Genomic DNA, 17542 nt, shown 5'->3' with positions numbered 1-17542 from the left:
CCCTGCCCCCGCCCCGCCCCGCCCCCTGCCCCCGGCCCCGGTGATCAAGAAGTTTGCGTCACGGGACGGCCGGAACTTGACGTAAACCTCTTGATCACCGGGGCGGGGGTGAGGCGGGGCGGGGTGGGGGTGGGGCGGGGTGAGGGGGGTTAGTCGTGGTGGTGGTGGCGGCCGGTGGTGCGTAGGGAGCGGCGGCCGCTCTCCCGTTCCGGTTCGTTATCGGCGAGGGGCTTGCTCAGGCCGGCGACCCAGTCGACGTACTCGTCGTCGGCCGTCGCCGGCTCCGCGGGAGGATCGCCTGCCGACTCACCCTCGGGTGACCGGTTCCGTCGGAACAGTCCGCGTCGGCCCTTGGCCCGGCCGGCTGGCTGCTGACCGTCGCCGCCGCTCGGAGTTGGGCCGGCGGGAGCCGCACCGGGGGAGGTGTCGTCCACCGGCGCGGTGCTGCGGGAGCTGTCTCCTTCCCACCGGAGGCTGACCGGCCCCGGGGGCTCCGTGCGCTCGGTGGTGTCCGGTTCGGGAAACGGCAGGGAGGCCCGGGCTGGTTCCGGGCGGGGGGAGCCGGCCGCGCCACCCGTACCGCTGAGGTCTGGTAGTTGGTGGCGGGGGCGCGGCATGCTTTCGACACCGTCCGGTGGGACGTGCCGCGTTCCGGCCCTCGCCGGGCCCGCTTCGGCGGCCGTCGCATCGGGACGGGCACCGCCCGGCCCGGCGACACCCGGGCGGTCGGACGCAGTGCTGCCCGTCCCGCTGCGGCCCTGTCGGGTGGGCTGCGGCCCGGTGCTTTCCAGCCCACCGCTGGCAGGCCGGGTGTGGCGGGGTTCGGTGACGGCCGGTCGGTCCGTCTCCGCGCTGCCGCCGCGGGTGGCTGGATCGGGCGCTTGCTGACCGGTCTCGGCCACCGGGACGACGGCGGCGGGACGGGTCCGGCTGGTCCGCTTCGCCCGTGGCCTGGGCGCGGCTTCGGATTCGTCTCCCGTGGCCGGTCCGGTCGCCTTGCGCTGCTTCGCCGCGGTGGGTGCGGTCTGGCTGGTCTCGGCCCGCGTCGACCTGGCGGGGGCCGGTTCGACCTGGGCCGGCTCGACCCTGGGCGGTTCGATCCTGGGCGGTTCGATCCTGGCCGGTTCGATCCTGGCCGGTTCGACCCGGGGCGGCTCGGTCGGAGTCGGCCCGGTCTGTGTCAGCCGGCCCGGAGCCGCTCCGGCCCGAGTCGGCTCGCTCGACGTCTCCTCGGTCAGCGTCGGTTCGGTCCGAGCCGGCCCGGTCGGGGTCACCCTGCTCTGGGCGGGCCCGGTCGGGGTCGGCTCGGTCGGGATCGGCCTGGTCGGGGTCGAGCCGATCCGGGACGGTCCGCCCAGGGTCGGGGCGGGGCGGGTCGCCGGCCGGTCGGTGACGGTAGCGGCGGGATCCGGCCAGTCCCAGTGGGCGGGGGTGCGGCCGACGCCCGGCGGCTCGGGGTCGAAGGCCCGTGCGGCGGCGCTCAGCTCCACGGTGACCGCCTCGTCCGAGCCGGTTCCGGCCGCGCTGCCGATCCCGGTCGTGCTGCGTGTCCCGGTCGTGCTGCCGGCCCCGGTCGTGCTGCCGGCCCCGGTCGTGGTGCCGGTCCCGGTCGGGCCGGTTGCCGGGGAGACCGCCCCGGTCGGGTCGGGCCGGGGCGGGTCGGGGGCGGTGGGCAGGGGCGCGAGGATGTCGGTCGGCTCGATCGCCGCGTCGTCGGCGTCGTCGGCGGTGCCGGCGGCCGGTCGGGCGGGCAGCAGCGGCCAACGCAGCAGCGTGGCGGCGACCGAGCCGAGCGCACCGGTGGCGACCGCGATCACCGCGGCGTAGTAGGGGGCGAGTTGGTAGCGGTCCACCGGGTCGCCCGGCCCGGCGGTGAGGTAGGCGAAGGCGAGCAGCACCGGGCCGGCCGCCCCGGCGGCCCCGCCGATGAGCGGGACGTGCCCCCGCCGCCGGGCCAGTCCACCGGTCACCGCCCCGGCAACGAGTGCGACCACGGGCAGCAGCAGCATCGCCAGCCACGGCGCCCGGTCCGGGCCGAGCCAGGCCGGCTCCAGTACCCCCAGGCGTACGGTGTGCAGCGGGTCGGTGGAGAGCACGCCCGGTGCGGCCGAGACGAGCGCGACCAGCCAGACCGCCCCGCCCATCAGGGCGACGTTCCAGCCCAGCGGGGGGCGCAGCAGGACGGCCGAGGCGGCAGCCGCACCGACCACCGCCCCGGCGACCGCGCAGATGCCGACCGCCCAGACCGGGTCGACGGCGCTCAGCTCGGCGGCCCGGGCGGGTTGCATGCACAGCGGGGCGACGACCAGCGCGCCGAGCGCGGCGGCCCCGGAGATCGCCAGCTGTAAGGGGGTGTCCTGCGGCAGCCCTTCACGGCGGACGAGCCGGCCGGTGAGGACCGCGCCGACCACGGCGGCGGTCACCGCGAACCAGCCCACCCAGGCGAGCTGGGCCGGCCACCGGTTGACGTCGGTGAAGTCGCCGGTGAGTCGGACGATGCCGAAGCCGTACGCGATGCCGAGCTGGCCGGCCCCGGCCAACATGCTCACCCCGAGTGCGGTGAGCAGCAGTTTGCCCCACGTCCGAAAGGCCATGTCGCGCACGTTACGGCCCGGTGCGCCCGATCGCCACTGTGGCGCGGCGCGGCCGGGACCAGCTGTTACCCAAGCGCTACCAGCGACTACTTGAGTTCCACCAGGCGGGCCAGGTAGGTCGTGTCCCCGACATTGGTGAGCATGTGGACGGCACCCGGGTCCCGGTAGACCACCCCGCCGGTGGGCTCGTCGGCGTCGATCCTGGTCCCGTCGATCGTCTGCACCACGTTCTTCGCGCCCTCGATCGCCACCACCAGGTACGGGTGGTCGTGCCGGTGCAGCGGCTGCCGCTCACCCGGGGCGAGCCGGATGTGCCACACCCGGACCCGGTCGTTCTCGAAGACGATCTCCTGGCCGACCGGGCCGAGTTCGAGGTCGTGGGTCACGTCGGTCATCGGGTTCCGTCCAGTTGGGGGAGCACCTCGGCGGCGATGAGCTCCAGGTGGTCGAGGTCGTCGAGTTCGATCAACCGCAGGTGGACCCGGGTGGCCCCGATCGCGGCGAACTCGCCGATCCGGTCGACCAGTTGGGCGGGGGAGCCGACCACCGGGTCCTCCGGCGGCAGGGCGCTCTTGACGTGCAGCGGTGCGGCCCGGCGCTGGGCTTCGGCGTCGGTACGCCCGATCGCCACCACGATCCCGGCGGAGAGCACCAGCGGTGCCCGTCCCGACCCGGTCCGGCCGGTCCGGTCGCACGCCTCCCGTACCCGGTCGTACGCCTCGGCGGTCTCCTCGACCGACTTGAACGGCATGTTGAACTCGTCGGCGTACCGGGCGGCGAGGTCGGGGGTGCGTTTCGGGCCCCGGCCGCCGATGATGATCGGCGGGCCGGGCTGTTGGACCGGCTTGGGTAGGGCCGGGGCTTCGACGAGCTGGTAGTGCTCGCCGGCCCAGCTGTAGGTCTCGCCGACCGGGGTGCGCCACAGCCCGGTGACGATCTCCAGCTGCTCGGCGAGCCGGTCGAAGCGTTCGCCGACCTTGGGGAAGGGGATGCCGTACGCGGTGTGTTCCCGTTCGTACCAGCCGGCGCCGATGCCCAGCTCGACCCGGCCGCCGCTCATCTGGTCGACCTGGGCGACCATCACGGCCAGCGGGCCGGGCAGCCGGAAGGTGGCCGAGGTGACCAGGGTGCCGAGCCGGATGCGGGAGGTTTCGCGGGCGAGTGCGGCCAGGGTCAGCCAGGCGTCGGTGGGGCCGGGCAGCCCGGGTTCGTCGCCCATCGCCCGGTAGTGGTCGGCCCGGAGGAACCCGTCGAAGCCGCCGGCCTCGCAGAGCTGGGCGAACCGGAGCTGGTCGTCGTAGCTGGCGCCCCGGTGCGGCTCGGTGAAGATCGCCACTCGCACGGTCATCGTCCCTCCACCCCGGCGGTCGCCGGTGTCTCCCGTTCCATCAGCAGTTCGTGCAGGTCGGCGCTGACCCGGGCGACATCGGCCAGGTGGGCGTTGCGGCCGAGGGTGCGGGGCCGGGGGATGTCCACGTCGACGATCTTGCGGATCCGCCCGGGGCGGGGGCTGAGCACGACCACCCGGTCGGCGAGCAGCACCGCTTCGTCGATGGAGTGGGTGACGAAGACGACGGTCGCCCCGGTCTCCATGTGCACCCGTTGCAGTTCGCCGGAGAGTTCCTCCCGGGTGAGCGCGTCCAGGGCGGAGAAGGGCTCGTCCATCAGCATCACCCGGGGTTCGCCGATCAGCGACCGGCACAGCGACACCCGCTGCTGCATGCCACCGGAGAGTTCGTGCGGCAACCGCTTCTCGAAGCCGGCCAGGCCGGAGAGTTCCAGCAGTTGGCGGGCGCGTTCGCGGTGCTTGGCGCGGCTCCAGCCGAAGATCTCGGCCGGCAGCAGCACGTTGTCGAGCACCGTGCGCCAGGGGAGCAGGGCGGGTTTCTGGAAGAGCATCGCGACGTCCCGGCGGGGCCGGGTGATCGGGCTGCCGGCGACGGTGATCTCGCCGCTGCTGACGGGCAGCAACCCGGCGATCATCCTGAGTAGAGTGGACTTGCCGCAGCCGGAGCGGCCGAGCACGGCGACGAACTCGCCCTCGGCCACGTCGAGGTCGATCCCGCGCAGCGCCTCCACCCGCCCGGAACGGCCGTCGAAGGTACGCGACACATCGGACAGTCTGATCATCGCCGTCGGTCTCCCCTGAGTCGGCGGTCAGGAATCCGACAAGGATATCCCCAGCGTGCCGGCCGCTCACCGTCCGGGGTGGAGTCGAGTTGTTTCCGTTCCGCAACCCGATCCGCCTGGTGTGGTGACGGTAAGTGTCTCGTACGCTGTGCCAGCGAAGAGTCCCTTCACGACGGCTGCGTCGGCGCCCCCTCACGCCGTCCCGCCGGAACGACAACCCCCTCCGGGCACACCGCCCGGTCGGAAAGGACATGGTGCACAGATGACAAGGCTGACCCGCACGGTCGCCGCGGCCACCCTGGCCACCGCCCTCGCTCTGGTATCCGCCTGCAGTGGCGGGTCCGACTCGGCGGACGCAAAGACCGGCGACGGCAAGTCGCTGGAGAAGGTGACCTACCTCACCTCGTTCGGCAACTTCGGTCGCGACTCGTACGCCTGGGTGGCGAAGGACAAGGGCTTCTTCAAGGAGGCCGGCTTCGAGGTGGAGATCAAGCCCGGTCAGGGCACCGGCGCGGTCATCCAGACCATCGTCGGCGGCCAGGCCGACTTCGGTCCGATCGACCTGACCGGCGGCCTGCTCCAGGTCGGCAACGGGGTGGCCAAGGACTTCGTGGCGGTCGCCGCGATCCAGCAGCGCACCATGGCCGCCATCGTCTCGGTCGAGGGCAAGAACATCGCCACGCCGAAGGACCTGGAGGGCAAGAAGCTCGCGGACACCCCCGGCTCCGTCGTGCGCAACCTCTTCCCGACGTACGCCCGGATGGCCGGGGTGGACTACAACAAGGTCACCTGGGTCAACGGTGACGCGCAGACCCTGATGGGCACGCTGGCCTCCGGCCAGGTCGACGGCATCGGCCAGTTCGTCGTCGGTCAGCCGACCGTCGAGGCGGTCACCAAGAAGAAGCCCGTCGTGCTGCCGTACAGCAACGTGATGCAGGACCTCTACGGCAACGCGCTGATCACCTCCAGCAAGATCGCCAAGGAGAACCCGGAGAAGGTGAAGAAGTTCACCGCCGCGCTGCTCAAGGGCCTTGAGTACGCCCTGGCCAACCCGCAGGAGGCGGCCGAGATCCTGAAGAAGAACGTGGACACCACCAACCCGGCCGCCGCCGCTGCCGAGTTGCAGCTGATGGCCGGCTACGTGCGTTCCAGCAACTCCGGCACCGCGATCGGCACGCTGGACAGCGACCGGGTCGCCAAGAGCATCGCGATCCTCCAGGGCGCCGGCGCGCTCAAGTCGAACATCACCCCGGACCAGATCATCGACTTCAACCTCGTCCCGAAGGCCTGATCGACGCCGAGGTGCCACGGGGGTGCGACCCAGCGGGACGACCGGTGGGCGCACCCCCGTTCGCGTGCCGGCCAGCGTGCCGGCAGGAGAGGAGGATCCTGTGACGGACTCGATCCGGACCCGTCCCGTACCCGGGTCGGCCGGACCGCCGACCCCCACGGTTCAGGCCGCGCCCCCACCGCGCGCCCGGTCACCCTGGTCCCGGGTACGCCCGGCGGCGGTCGGCCTGCCGCTGGCCGGCCTGGTGGTCACGGTGGCCGTCTGGTGGGTGGTCACCTCCGGGCTGCACCTGGTGCACCCGTCGTCCCTGCCGCCACCGCAGGCGGTCTGGACGTCCCTGACCGTATCGGCGGACGTGCTCTTCCCGGCGCTGGGCACGACGACCCTGATGACGGTCCTCGGTTTCCTGCTGTCGACGGTCGCCGGGGTGCTGATCGGGATGGCGCTGGCCGCCTCCCGGCGGGCCGAGCGGATGTTCGCCCCGCTGCTGGTGGCGATCAACGCGGTGCCCAAGATCGCGCTGGGGCCGCTGCTGGTGGTCTCGGTCGGCTGGGGTTCGAAGCCGATCCTGACCATGGTGTTCCTGCTCTGCTTCTTTCCGATCGTGCTCTCCACCGCCACCGGGCTGACCACCACCCCGGCGGACCTGGCCGAGCTGGCCCGGTCGCTGAACGCCTCCTGGTGGCAGTCGTTCCGCAAGGTGCGGTTCCCGGCCGCCCTGCCGCAGATCTTCGTCGGGCTGAAGGTGGCGATGCCGCTGGCCGCGATCGGCGCGGTGATCGGGGAGTTCTACTCCGACAAGCCGGGCCTGGGCTACCAGATCCTCCAGTACAACGGGGTCGGCGACACCGCCACGGCCTGGGCGGCGATCGTGCTGATCGCGGCGATGAGCATCCTGCTCTATTCGGCGTTGTCGCTGGTCGAGCGGCTGGCCCTGCCCTGGGTCCGGGCCACCACCTCGGCCCGCTGACCCCCGCAGCCACCCGACCCGAAGCACCGACGGGCCGGCCCCACCCGGGGGCCGGCCCGTCGGTCGGGGGCGGTCAGCTCGCCAGCCGCCACCGGCCGCCCCGGGCCACCAGGGTGGTCAGCGCCTGCGGCATCAGCCCGGAGTGGTTGTCCGGGGTCATCCGGATCGGCCCGGACAGGCCGTCCAGCTGGGACGTCTCCAGCACGTCCCGCAGGCCGTCCCGGTTGACCCGGCCACTCGGGCCGCCGGCCCGTACCGCCGAGTCGGCGATCAGCTGGACGGCGTCGGCGGCGAACGACGAGAGGCCGTTGTAGCCGCCGAACCGGGCCGTGTAGTCCTGGAACCACTGCCGGCGGGCGGCCTTGGCCGGGGTGGTGGCGATGACGTCGTCGATCACCATGGTCTGGGTGAAGATCAGGGTGGCCCGCTCGGTGGCCCGGCCGGAGCCGCCCAGGAAGAGGTCACCGGCCGCGGCGGCGTCGAGGAAGAGCGACCCGGAGTAACCGGACTGGTCGGCGGCGGTGGCGGCGAGGGTGGCCTGCTCCGGCGGGGTCCAGATGACCAGCCCGGTGGGCTCGCGGTCGACCAGCCGGCGAACCGGTGCGGCGAGTTCGGTGTCGGTGGTGCGTACCGCCTCGGCGCGGACCCGCTTGATGCCGACCTTGCGGAACTCGCCCTCCAGCGCGGTCAGTCCCTCGCGGCCGTAGTCGTCGTCGCTGTGCAGGATGCCGACCTCGGTGATCCCGCGCCGCCGCAGTTCGGCGGTGAGCGCGGCGGCGCTGTCGCCCGCGTTCGGCGCGAGCTTGAACACGTACCGGCGTTCGGGGACGGGGCTGGCGACCGCGCCCGACGGCGCGAGTGCGATCGTCGGCACCTTCCGTTCGTTGATGGTGCGCGCGGCGCCGACGGCGCATTCGTTGCAGCCGCCCATGATGATGGCGTTGACCGTGGAGTCGTTGCTGAAGTCGCCGATGTTGCGCAGCGACTCGTTGGCGTCGGACCGGTTGTCCTTGACCACCAGTTTGATCTTCCGGGAGCCCAGGGCGCCGGAGGAGTTCAACTGCTCGACCTTCAGATCCAGGGCGCGCTGGTACGCCTTGCCGACCGGCGCGGCGACGCCGGAGAGTTCGAGATCGGCGGCGATCGTGATCGGGCTGTCGTCCTCCTCTGTCGCGCCGAACGAGCAGCCGGTGAGCGTGGTGGCCAGCACGGCCGATGCGAGCGCCACGATGGTCGCGGAGCGGATGGGGCTCAACTCAGTCCTCCAGGTGCGGCGCGGGACGGACCCGGTCACCGCCGCTAGTCCGTCCTCAGTGGAGAAACGGGATTGTGTGCCGTACGGTGTGCGCGAAAGCCTGCAAAACCTTGCCAATGCCGGGGCGTGCGGTCAAGCGCGGATGCTGTCGGCGGTTTCGGGACGCGAATCTCACATTGTGGGGACATCAGATATTTACCCATGCTCACTCATCAGAGGCGTACGAACACTCTGGAGTGACATGCCCTGTTCAGGGGTGGCCTGCTAAGCAGGGAAAACGGTGATCAGCATGCTGGTCGACCGATTCCTGTCCGAACGCGGCTTCCCAAACAGGATCTTCTCTGATGAAATCGCGGCCGTGCCGCGCGTGGCGCTGTCCGTCGCACCAGGCGCGGGTCGGCGGGTCAGGCGTGTGGAAGATACGACGGAGGCGATGTCGTGAGCACCGGACCGACGACCCTGCCCGAGCCAGGCGAAAGCGCCGGAACCGAACGGGAGCGCCGACTGCCCCGGCTTCGGGATGCGCGGATTCGTTCCAAACTCGCCCTCATTCTGGTCGTACCGGTCGCAGCGGTCATCGCACTGGCGACAATCCGACTCGTCTCCACTACCGAGGGTGCGGTCGACGCCACCCAGATCCGTTCGCTGACCGCGCTCTCCATCGACGTTTCGGCGCTCACGCAGGATCTGCACAAGGAGCGGATGGCCGCCGCCGGTTACCTGGCCAACCCGCAGCTGCTCCCGGACGACTACAACCTGCGGGTCCGGGCCACCGGTGAGCGGATCAACGCCTACCGGGCCGAGCGGGCCGACCTCGGTGAGGTCCCGGCCGCCGTGCGGGACCGGCTCAAGGTGATCGACGACCACCTGCGCACGCTCGACGCGACCCGGCAGGAGGTGCTCGACCGCCGGCAGATGCCCGTCGCCGAGGCCACCCTGCGGTACGGCGTGATCCTCACCGACCTGGTCTCGTACGGCGACACCCTGGCCCAGCTGGCCGGCCAGGAGAGTCTCGCGGACGCCCGCCGCGCGGTGGCCGCGTTCAGCCGGGCCAAGTCCGCCGTCGCCGAGGAGGAGGCGGTCGCCTACACCGCGCTGGTCAGCGGACGCCTCGACGAGGAGCAGTTCTCCTCGTTCGTGGCGACCCTGACCAGTCAGCAGGAGGCACTGCTCGGCTTCTCCCTCGCCGCCGACCCCACCCAACGTGCGCTGGTCTTCAGCGCGGTCTCCGGTGACGCCGTCGGCCTCGCCGACCGGGTGGCCGCCGACATCACCCGCTCGGTCGGCCAGCGCAGCCCGATCAGCGCCGGTGACGCCAGCGCCGCGATCGGCGCGGTCAACGACCTGATGCGGTGGACTGAGATCCAGCTCCAGGAGACCCTGCTCGCCCGCTCCGAGCAGGCCCGCAGCGACGTCATCCAGCAGGCCGTCATCGAGACGGTGCTGGTGCTGCTCACCCTGATCGTCGCGATCACCCTCGCCGTGGTGCTGGCCCGCTCGCTCAACCACTCGCTGCGCCGGCTGCGGGAGGGTGCCCTCTCGGTGGCCAACCACGACCTGCCGGACGCGGTCAAGCGGTTGCAGAACATGGGCAGCGTCGGCGACGGCGGGGTCGAGGAGATCGTCCGCCAGGTGCGGGACCCGATCCGGTTGACCAACCGGGACGAGGTCGGCCAGGTGGCCCTGGCGTTCAACGTGGTCCACCGGGAGGCCGTCCGGGTCGCCGCCGAGCAGGCCGCGCTGCGGACCAGCGTCTCGGCGATGTTCCTCAACCTGGCCCGCCGCAGTCAGACCCTGGTCGACCGGATGATCGGCGAACTGGACGCGATCGAGCGCGGCGAGGAGGACCCGAAGCGGCTCGCCCAGCTCTTCGAACTGGACCACCTCGCCACCCGGATGCGCCGCAACGACGAGAACCTGCTCGTGCTGGCCGGTGCCGACTCGGCCGTGCCGCGCCGCGACGACGCGCTGCTGGTCGACGTGCTGCGCGCCGCCCAGTCCGAGGTGGAGCTCTACAACCGGATCGAGTTCGGCACCGTCGACACCGACATCTCGGTCGCCGCCCACGCCGTCAACGACGTGGTACGCCTCGTCGCCGAGCTGCTGGACAACGCCACCCGCTTCTCGCCGCCGACCACCACCGTCGTCGCCGACGGCCGGCGGATCCGCGACTACGTGCTGATCCAGATCGAGGACCGGGGACTCGGCCTCACCGACGAGCAGCTCGACTCGCTCAACCGCCGCCTCGCCGCCCCGCCGACCGTGGACGTGGCCGCGTTCCGGCTGATGGGTCTGGCCGTGGTCAGCCGGCTGGCCAGCCGCTACGGCGTCCGGGTGGAGCTGCGCCGCAACGTCGAGGGCGGCACCGTCGCCCAGGTGACGCTGCCCAACGCCACCGTGGTCCTGCCCGCCCACCGGGGCCGCGACCAGGCGGTCAGCCGCCCGCGCCAGCCGCTCGCGGTCGAGCAGCCGTCGCCCGCGTCGTCCGGCATCGGCGGCGCCTTCAGCGGTGCCCGCAGCGCGGCGGCGACGCTGAACGACCAGTGGCGCACCGCCCCACCGGCGCCCGCGCCGTGGCAGCCGCCGGTGGACGCCCGGGAGACCGCCCCCGCCGTGCAGTTCGGCGGCCCGGTCTCCGCCCCACCGTTCGCGCCGGTCCCCGCCCCGTCGGCCGACTCCGGGTTCGGGGCCTTCTCGGCCGGCAGCCCGACGGTGGCGAACCCGACCATCGACCCGCTGCCGCGTCGGGCCGCGCCGGGCGAGTCCGCCCCGGTGCTCCCGGTCGGCCCGGTCGCCGGTGCCACGCCCGCCCCGACGGAGTCCTACGGTGCGCCGGCCATGCCGTTCGCCGGTGCCCCGGCGGCGGCTCCGTACGCCGGTGCCCCGGCGGCCACCCCGTACGCCGGTGCGCCCGCCGCCACCCCGTACGCGGGTGCTCCGGCGGCCACCCCGTTCGCCCCGGCCGCCGCCGCGGCGGCGTTCGCCCCGGCGGCCCAGCCGGCCGCGTACGCCGCACCGGCCGCCCAGCCGTACACCGCACCGGCCGCGTCCTACACCCCGCCGGCGCCGGCCGCACCGGTGGTCGCCCGCCCGGACCGGCCGGCCGACTCGCCGATCTTCCGGGAGATGGAGGCGGTGTGGTTCCGGTCGCACGGCGACGACGCCACCGCGATCTTCACCCGGCCCCGCTTCGACGAGGAACCGCCGGCCGCACCGCCGCGGTCCAACGGCGCGAGCAAGCCGACCCGCCCGCCGCTGCCCACCCGGGTACCGACGGCACCCACGGCCGCCGGCACCCCGACCGTCACACCCGCCCCGGCGGCCCCGCAAGCGCCCGCCGCCACCGGACCCGTACCGCCGGCCCCCACCGCGGCGTCCACGTTCGGCACCACCGCGCCGGCCGCCCCCACCGCGGCGTCGACATTCGGCACCACCCCGCCGGCCGCGCCCGAGGCGCCGGCAGGCCCACCGGCCGCCGACGCCGACGCCTGGCGGACAGCGGCCGACGAGGGCTGGACCCGGGCCAGCCAGGCGGCCGAACCGGCCAACGCCGGCACCACCCGTTCCGGCCTGCCGAAGCGGGTGCCGCAGGCGCAGCTCGTCCCCGGCGGGATCGAGCCGAAGGAGGGCCGGGACCGCAGCCGCCGCACCCCCGACGAAGTACGCGGCCTGCTCTCGGCCTACCACCGCGGCGTGCAGCGCGGACGCACCGCAGGCGCGGACCTCAACAGCACCTCGACCAAGGAGACGAACCGATGAACAGGCCAGCTGCCATGCAGGACATGGGTTGGCTGCTCACCAACTTCGCCGACAGCGTGGCGGGCATCGCCCACGTGGTGGCGGTGTCCGCGGATGGGCTGCTGCTCGCCTCCTCGCGGGACCTGCCCACCGACCGGGCCGACCAGCTCGCCGCGATCACCTCCGGCGTGGTGAGTCTGACCGAGGGTGCCGCCCGGATGTTCAGCGCGGGCGGGGTGCTGCAGACAGTGATCGAGATGGACAGCGGTTACCTGTTCCTCATGTCGATCAGCGACGGTTCGTCGATGGCGGTGCTCGCCGCCCGCAGCTGTGACGTGGGTCAGGTCGGCTACGAGATGGCGTTGCTGGTCGAACGGGTGGGTGCGGCGTTGGTGCCGCTGCCCCGGGACGCCGTGCGTTCGTAGCACCGGTGAGGCCGGGCGCGACCGCGTCCGGCCGGAGGGACGACGCATCCGGGCCGGACCCGGGCGGAAGGAGGTGATCGCGGCATGGACCCCCGACGGGACCCGCGCGGGGCGTTGGTGCGTCCGTACGCGGTCACCCGGGGCCGCACCGAGCCGAGCCGGGACATCGCACTGGAGGCGGTGCTCACCTCCAGTGCGACCCAGGTGGCCGAGTCCCGCTTCGCCGGCCACGACAAGTACCGGATCGCCACCGTCTGCGAGGGCCGGGCGCAGTCGCTGGCGGAGATCGCCGCTTACACCCGGATGCCGTTGGGCGTCGCCCGGGTGCTGGTCGCCGACCTGGTCGCCGACGGTCTGCTCACGCTACACACTGCCGCTCCCGCCGAGGGGTTCGAGGAGCGAATGGAAATCCTTGGAAGGGTGCTAAGTGGACTTCGCAGGCTATGACCCCGTCGGGTCGCGCCAGAGCCGGGGAATCGTCTCCGCGAAGATCGTGGTCGCGGGCGGCTTCGGCGTGGGCAAGACGACCCTGGTCGGGGCGATCTCCGAGATCACTCCGCTGACCACAGAGGCGCTGATGACCGCCGCCGGCGTCGGCATCGACGATCCGTCGAAGGTGCCCGGCAAGGAGACCACCACGGTCGCCATGGACTTCGGCCGGATCACCATGGCGCAGGACCTGATCCTGTACCTGTTCGGCACCCCCGGGCAGACCCGGTTCTGGTTCATGTGGGACGAGATCATCCGGGGTGCGGTGGGTGCCGCCGTGCTGGTGGACACCCGGCGGATCACCGACGCCTTCGCCCCGTTGGACTACTTCGAGAACCGCAAACTCCCGTACGTGGTGGCGCTGAACCGGTTCGACGGCTCGGACCTGTACGAGCCGGACGAGGTCCGCGAGGCGTTGGCCATCTCGGCGGACGTGCCGCTGGTGATGTGCGACGCCCGGGACCGGGAGTCGGTCAAGCAGGTCCTGGTGACGGTGGTGGAGCACGCCATGCTCCGGCTCCAGGCCGAGCACGGCCGGGGCTTCCCGACGCCGGTGGGCTGAGCGCGGACGGTCACCGGTGGTGACGGCGCAGCCTCCGGGCCGGGGCGTCACCACCGGTGGTCCGCTGCCGGCTCACTCCACCCGGAGCCGGTAGCCGCGCTTGACCACGGTCTGCACCACCCGGGGTGCCCGCAGCCCCACCCGCAGCCGGGCCACCGCCATCTCCACCGCGTGCTCGTCGGCCCCCCGGGGCAGCGTGCGCAGCAGTTCGGTCCGGGACAGCACCCGACCGGGCTGGGCGGCGAGCGCCCGCAGCACCGCCATCGGCGCGGGTGCCAGGGGCCGCAGCTCCCCGTCGATGACGGCGGCGTGCCCACGCAGGGTCAGCAGGTGCCCGGCCGCCTTGACCGTGACGGTTCGGCGGGGCAGTTCGTCCACGATGGTGCGGACCAGCGCGCCGAGCCGGGCCCGGGTCGGCGCGCTGACCGGCACGCCCCGCCGCACCAGCGGTTCGGCGGTGACCGCGCCGACGCAGCTGACCAGCACGTCGCCCCGCAACGCGGCCAGCACCGTCTCGGTACGGTCCCCGGCGGCGCGCAGCAGCGCCTCCGCCGCCGGGGCGGAGGTGAAGGTGACGGCGTCGACCAGCCGGCCGGCGACGAGGTCGATCAGCCGGTGCAGCGGGGCCGGGTCGGTCGGTGGGGCCCACCGGTAGACGGGCACCTCGATCACGGTGGCCCCGGCGGCCTCCAGGGCCTCGGTGCACTCCGGTTGCCGGTCGCCGTGCAGTTGCATGGCGATCACCTGCCCGGCCACCCCACGTCGGCACAGGTGCTCGACCACCTCCTCGCAGCTCTCCGAGGCCGGCGACCACTGGTCGTGCAGGCCGGCGGCCCGGATCGCGCCGCGCGCCTTGGGGCCCCGGGCCACCACGTAGGCCCGGGACAGCACGTTCTTCAGCGGCTCGGCCAGCCCCCAGCCCTCGGCCGCCTCCAACCAGCCGCGCATCCCGATGCCGGTGTTGGCCATCAGCACGTCCGGTGGCCGGTCCAGGCAGGCCCGGGTGGCGTCCCGCAGGTCGGTGTCGTCGGCCAGCGGCACGATCCGCAGGGCCGGGGCGAGCACCACCCGGGCACCGCGCCGTTCCAGCAACGCGGCCAACTCGTCGCGTCGCCGGTCGGCGGTCACCCCGATGGTGAAGCCGGCCAGTTCGTCCCGCATCACTCCTCCTGTCGCAGCCGCACCTCGACCAGGCCGTCCCGGCAGCGGACGTCGTACCGGGGCAGGGTCACCCCGGGCAGGTCCAGGCACAGCCCGGTTCGCAGGTCGTACACCTGCTTGTGCAGGGGGGAGGCGACGGTGGGCACCCCGCCCCGGCTGCCGACGATGCCCCGCGACATCACGTACGCGCCGCTGAGCGGGTCGAGGTTGTCGACCGCGAACAGCTCGTCGTCGGTGCGGAAGATGGCCACCTGGACGCCGTCGACCAGGGCGGCGACGCCGCGCTCGGGTTCCAGCCTCTCCAGCGGGCAGACCGGGGCCCAGCCGATGGTGACGGTGTCGCTCATCGCCGCACCTCCGGCAGGCCGAGGACGACGGGCTGGCGACGCCGGGTGGGTGCCCCGGCGGGGGCGGCGGCCCCGTCCGGTGGTGCGGCCCCGGCGGCGACGGGACCGCGTGTCGGTACCGGCTGGCCGCGTTCCACGGCGAAGGTGATCGACGGGTCCGGCACCTCGGGGGCGTTGACGAAGGAGGTGAACCGGCGCAGCCGTTCCGGGTCGTCGAGCACGTCGCGCCACTCGTCGGAGTAGGACGTGACGTGCCGGGCCATCGCCGCGTCGAGTTCGGCGCAGAGCCCGAGCGAGTCGTCGACGATCACCGACCGGAGGTGCTCCAGGCCACCGTCCATCGCCTCGATCCAGGCGGAGGTGCGTTGCAGCCGGTCGGCGGTGCGGACGTAGAACATCAGGAACCTGTCGATCAGGGTGATCAGCTCGTCGGTGGTCAGGTCGGTGGCGAACAGGTCGGCGTGCCGGGGCCGGAAACCGCCGTTGCCGCCGAGGTAGAGGTTCCACCCGGTGTCGGTGGCGATGATGCCGAAGTCCTTGCTGCGGGCCTCGGCGCACTCCCGGGCGCAGCCGGAGACGGCGGACTTGAGCTTGTGCGGGGCCCGCAACCCCCGGTAACGCAGTTCCAGCGCGACGGCCAGGCCGACCGAGTCCTGCACCCCGTAGCGGCACCAGGTCTCGCCGACGCAGGACTTCACCGTGCGCAGCGCCTTGCCGTACGCGTGGCCGGACTCGAAGCCGGCGTCGACCAGCCGCCGCCAGATCTGCGGGAGCTGCTCGACCCGCGCGCCGAACAGGTCGATGCGCTGCCCGCCGGTGATCTTGGTGTAGAGCTGGAAGTCGCGGGCCACCTCACCGATCACGATCAGCTTGTCCGGGGTGATCTCGCCGCCCGGGATCCGGGGCACGACCGAGTAGCTGCCGTCGCGTTGCAGGTTGGCCAGGAAGTGGTCGTTGGTGTCCTGCAACGACGCCTGCTCGCCGTCGAGCACGTGCCCGGTGCCCAGCGACGCGAGGATCGAGGCCACCACCGGCTTGCAGACGTCGCAGCCCCGGCCCCGGCCGTGCTCGGCGACGAGCTGCGAGAACGTCCGGATGCCGCGCACCCGGACGATGTCGAACAACTCCTGCCGGCTGGCGTCGAAGTGCTCGCACAGCGCCGTGGACTGCTGCACCCCGGCCGCGTCGAGCAACTGCTTGAGCATCGGCACGCAGGAGCCGCAGCTCGTCCCGGCCCGGGTGCACGCCTTCAACGCCGGCACGTCGCACGCCCCGCCGGCGATCGCCGCGTCGATGTCGTCGCGGGTCACCGCGTTGCAGGAGCAGACCTGCGCCGCACCGGGCAGCGCGGTCACCCCGCCGCCGCCCTCGCCGGCCGGGGCCAGCAGCGTCAACGGGGGAGCGGGCAGCGGCCCGCCGACGCTGGCCCGCAACGTCGGGTAGGCGGTCGCGTCCCCGACCAGCACCCCGCCGAGCAGCGTCCGCGCGTCGTCGGAGAGGACCAGCTTCGCGTACGAGCGGGTGACCGGGTCGGTGAACGTGACGTCCAGGCAGCCGGGGGTGGTGCCGTGGGCGTCACCGAACGATGCCACGTCGACGCCGAGCAGCTTGAGCTTGGTGGCGCTGTCCGCGCCGGGGAAGGTGGCCGCGCCGCCGAGCAGCCGGTCGGCCACCACCTCGGCCATCGCGTAGCCGGGGGCGACCAGTCCGTGGCAGGTGCCGTCGACGGCCGCGCACTCGCCGACCGCCCAGATCCGCTCGTCGTCGCTGCGGCAGCTCCCGTCGACCAGCACCCCGCCCCGGGGGCCGAGGCCCAGCCCGGCGGCGCGGGCCAGCTCGTCGCGGGGCCGGATGCCGGCGGCCACCACCACCAGGTCGGCGTCGACCGTGCCGCCGTCGGAGAGGTCCAGCGCGGCGACCGTGCCGGTCGGGCCGGGCCGCAGCGCGGTGGTGCCCACCCCGAGGTGGGTGGTGACGCCCAGCTCCTCGACGTAACGCCGCAGCATCGCGCCGCCCGCCTCGTCGACCTGCACCGGCATCAGCCGGGGCGCGAACTCCACCACGTGGGTGCGCAGCCCCAGCAGCCGCAGCGCGTTGGCGGCCTCCAGACCGAGCAGGCCGCCGCCGATCACCGCCCCGGTCACCCGGCCCCGGGCGTGCTCCCGGATCGCCTCCAGGTCGTCCAGGGTGCGGTAGACGAAGACGCCCGGCAGGTCCATGCCGGCCACCGGCGGGACGAACGGGTACGACCCGGTGGCCAGCACCAGCGCGTCGTACGGGTGCTCCCCGGTCGCGGTGGTCACCACCCGCCGGTCCCGGTCGATCCCGGTGACCGGCTCGCCGAGGTGCAGCCGCACCCCCTCGTCGGGGGTGTGCAGGTTGAGCTCCTCGGCGGACACCCCGTCGAAGAACGCCGACAGTCGTACCCGGTCGTACGCCGGGCGGGGTTCCTCGGCGAGCACCGTCACCTGCCAGCGCCGGTCGTGGTCGCGGGCGCGCAGCGCCTCGACGAACCGTTGGCCGACCATGCCGTTGCCGACGACGACCAATCGTCCACCGGTCATCGGGTCACCTCCTCGT

At 73.2% G+C, this 17542-nt stretch carries 15 protein-coding genes; 7 read left to right on the top strand and 8 right to left on the bottom strand.

The window, feature by feature from the left end; translation table 11 throughout:
* Positions 1-149: 149 nt before the first annotated feature.
* The 4 genes from JQN83_RS17255 to JQN83_RS17240 form a co-directional block, all read right to left on the bottom strand.
* Positions 150-2594 (bottom strand): hypothetical protein, encoded by a 2445-nt coding sequence (locus tag JQN83_RS17255; protein ID WP_208568184.1) that lies wholly within the window; start codon positions 2592-2594, stop codon positions 150-152.
* An 86-nt stretch (positions 2595-2680) separates the two neighbouring features.
* Positions 2681-2989 (bottom strand): cupin domain-containing protein, encoded by a 309-nt coding sequence (locus tag JQN83_RS17250; protein WP_145921730.1) that lies wholly within the window; start codon positions 2987-2989, stop codon positions 2681-2683.
* Entirely contained in the window at positions 2986-3936 is a 951-nt protein-coding gene (locus JQN83_RS17245; protein WP_208568317.1) for an LLM class F420-dependent oxidoreductase, read from the bottom strand. Before JQN83_RS17245 ends, JQN83_RS17250 begins: the two co-directional genes overlap by 4 nt.
* A 2-nt stretch (positions 3937-3938) precedes the next feature.
* Positions 3939-4724: an ABC transporter ATP-binding protein gene (locus JQN83_RS17240; protein ID WP_208568183.1), complete on the bottom strand. Its 786-nt coding sequence runs from the start codon at positions 4722-4724 to the stop codon at positions 3939-3941.
* Positions 4725-4986: 262 nt separating this feature from the next.
* On the opposite strand from JQN83_RS17240, the gene JQN83_RS17235 reads away from it, so the two are divergent.
* Together JQN83_RS17235 and JQN83_RS17230 are read left to right on the top strand one after the other, a co-directional pair.
* On the top strand, positions 4987-6015 hold the full coding sequence (locus JQN83_RS17235) for an ABC transporter substrate-binding protein (protein WP_208568182.1): 1029 nt from the start codon (positions 4987-4989) through the stop codon (positions 6013-6015).
* 100 nt (positions 6016-6115) lie between these two features.
* Entirely contained in the window at positions 6116-6985 is an 870-nt protein-coding gene (locus JQN83_RS17230; RefSeq protein WP_208568181.1) for an ABC transporter permease, read from the top strand.
* Positions 6986-7058: 73 nt separating this feature from the next.
* On the opposite strand, the gene JQN83_RS17225 is transcribed toward JQN83_RS17230, so the two are convergent.
* Entirely contained in the window at positions 7059-8240 is a 1182-nt protein-coding gene (locus JQN83_RS17225) for an ABC transporter substrate-binding protein (protein WP_208568180.1), read from the bottom strand.
* A 280-nt stretch (positions 8241-8520) separates the two neighbouring features.
* On the opposite strand from JQN83_RS17225, the gene JQN83_RS17220 reads away from it, so the two are divergent.
* The 5 genes from JQN83_RS17220 (at position 8521) to JQN83_RS17200 (ending at position 13454) form a co-directional block, all read left to right on the top strand.
* Positions 8521-8682: a hypothetical protein gene (locus JQN83_RS17220; protein WP_208568179.1), complete on the top strand. Its 162-nt coding sequence runs from the start codon at positions 8521-8523 to the stop codon at positions 8680-8682.
* Entirely contained in the window at positions 8679-11999 is a 3321-nt protein-coding gene (locus JQN83_RS17215) for a sensor histidine kinase (RefSeq protein WP_208568178.1), read from the top strand. The genes JQN83_RS17220 and JQN83_RS17215 overlap by 4 nt, the downstream gene beginning before the upstream one ends.
* On the top strand, positions 11996-12403 hold the full coding sequence (locus JQN83_RS17210) for a roadblock/LC7 domain-containing protein (RefSeq protein WP_067313320.1): 408 nt from the start codon (positions 11996-11998) through the stop codon (positions 12401-12403). The genes JQN83_RS17215 and JQN83_RS17210 overlap by 4 nt, the downstream gene beginning before the upstream one ends.
* 84 nt (positions 12404-12487) lie before the next feature.
* Entirely contained in the window at positions 12488-12850 is a 363-nt protein-coding gene (locus JQN83_RS17205; RefSeq protein ID WP_067313317.1) for a DUF742 domain-containing protein, read from the top strand.
* The gene (locus JQN83_RS17200) at positions 12831-13454 is read left to right on the top strand and encodes a GTP-binding protein (protein WP_208568177.1); all 624 of its coding nucleotides are present in this window, start codon (positions 12831-12833) and stop codon (positions 13452-13454) included. The genes JQN83_RS17205 and JQN83_RS17200 overlap by 20 nt, the downstream gene beginning before the upstream one ends.
* A gap of 72 nt (positions 13455-13526) precedes the next feature.
* Here the strand turns inward: JQN83_RS17200 and JQN83_RS17195 are convergent, their stop codons facing one another.
* Genes JQN83_RS17195 through nirB form a run of 3 tightly spaced genes read right to left on the bottom strand, consistent with a single transcriptional unit; the run spans position 13527 to position 17526 of the window.
* Entirely contained in the window at positions 13527-14615 is a 1089-nt protein-coding gene (locus JQN83_RS17195) for a uroporphyrinogen-III synthase (protein ID WP_208568176.1), read from the bottom strand.
* Positions 14615-14962, bottom strand: a complete 348-nt coding sequence (gene nirD / locus JQN83_RS17190; protein ID WP_208568175.1) for a nitrite reductase small subunit NirD — start codon at positions 14960-14962, stop codon at positions 14615-14617. The genes JQN83_RS17195 and nirD overlap by 1 nt, the downstream gene beginning before the upstream one ends.
* A complete protein-coding gene (gene nirB, locus JQN83_RS17185; RefSeq protein WP_208568174.1) occupies positions 14959-17526 on the bottom strand; it encodes a nitrite reductase large subunit NirB in 2568 nt (855 codons plus the stop codon). Before nirB ends, nirD begins: the two co-directional genes overlap by 4 nt.
* Positions 17527-17542: the final 16 nt, after the last annotated feature.

Origin of the sequence: Micromonospora antibiotica (genome assembly GCF_017599305.1) — a bacterium.
GTDB classification, from domain to species: domain Bacteria; phylum Actinomycetota; class Actinomycetes; order Mycobacteriales; family Micromonosporaceae; genus Micromonospora; species Micromonospora antibiotica.
The sequence above is the reverse complement of the archived record's forward strand: the minus strand, read 5'-3'. Positions and strand labels throughout refer to the sequence as shown.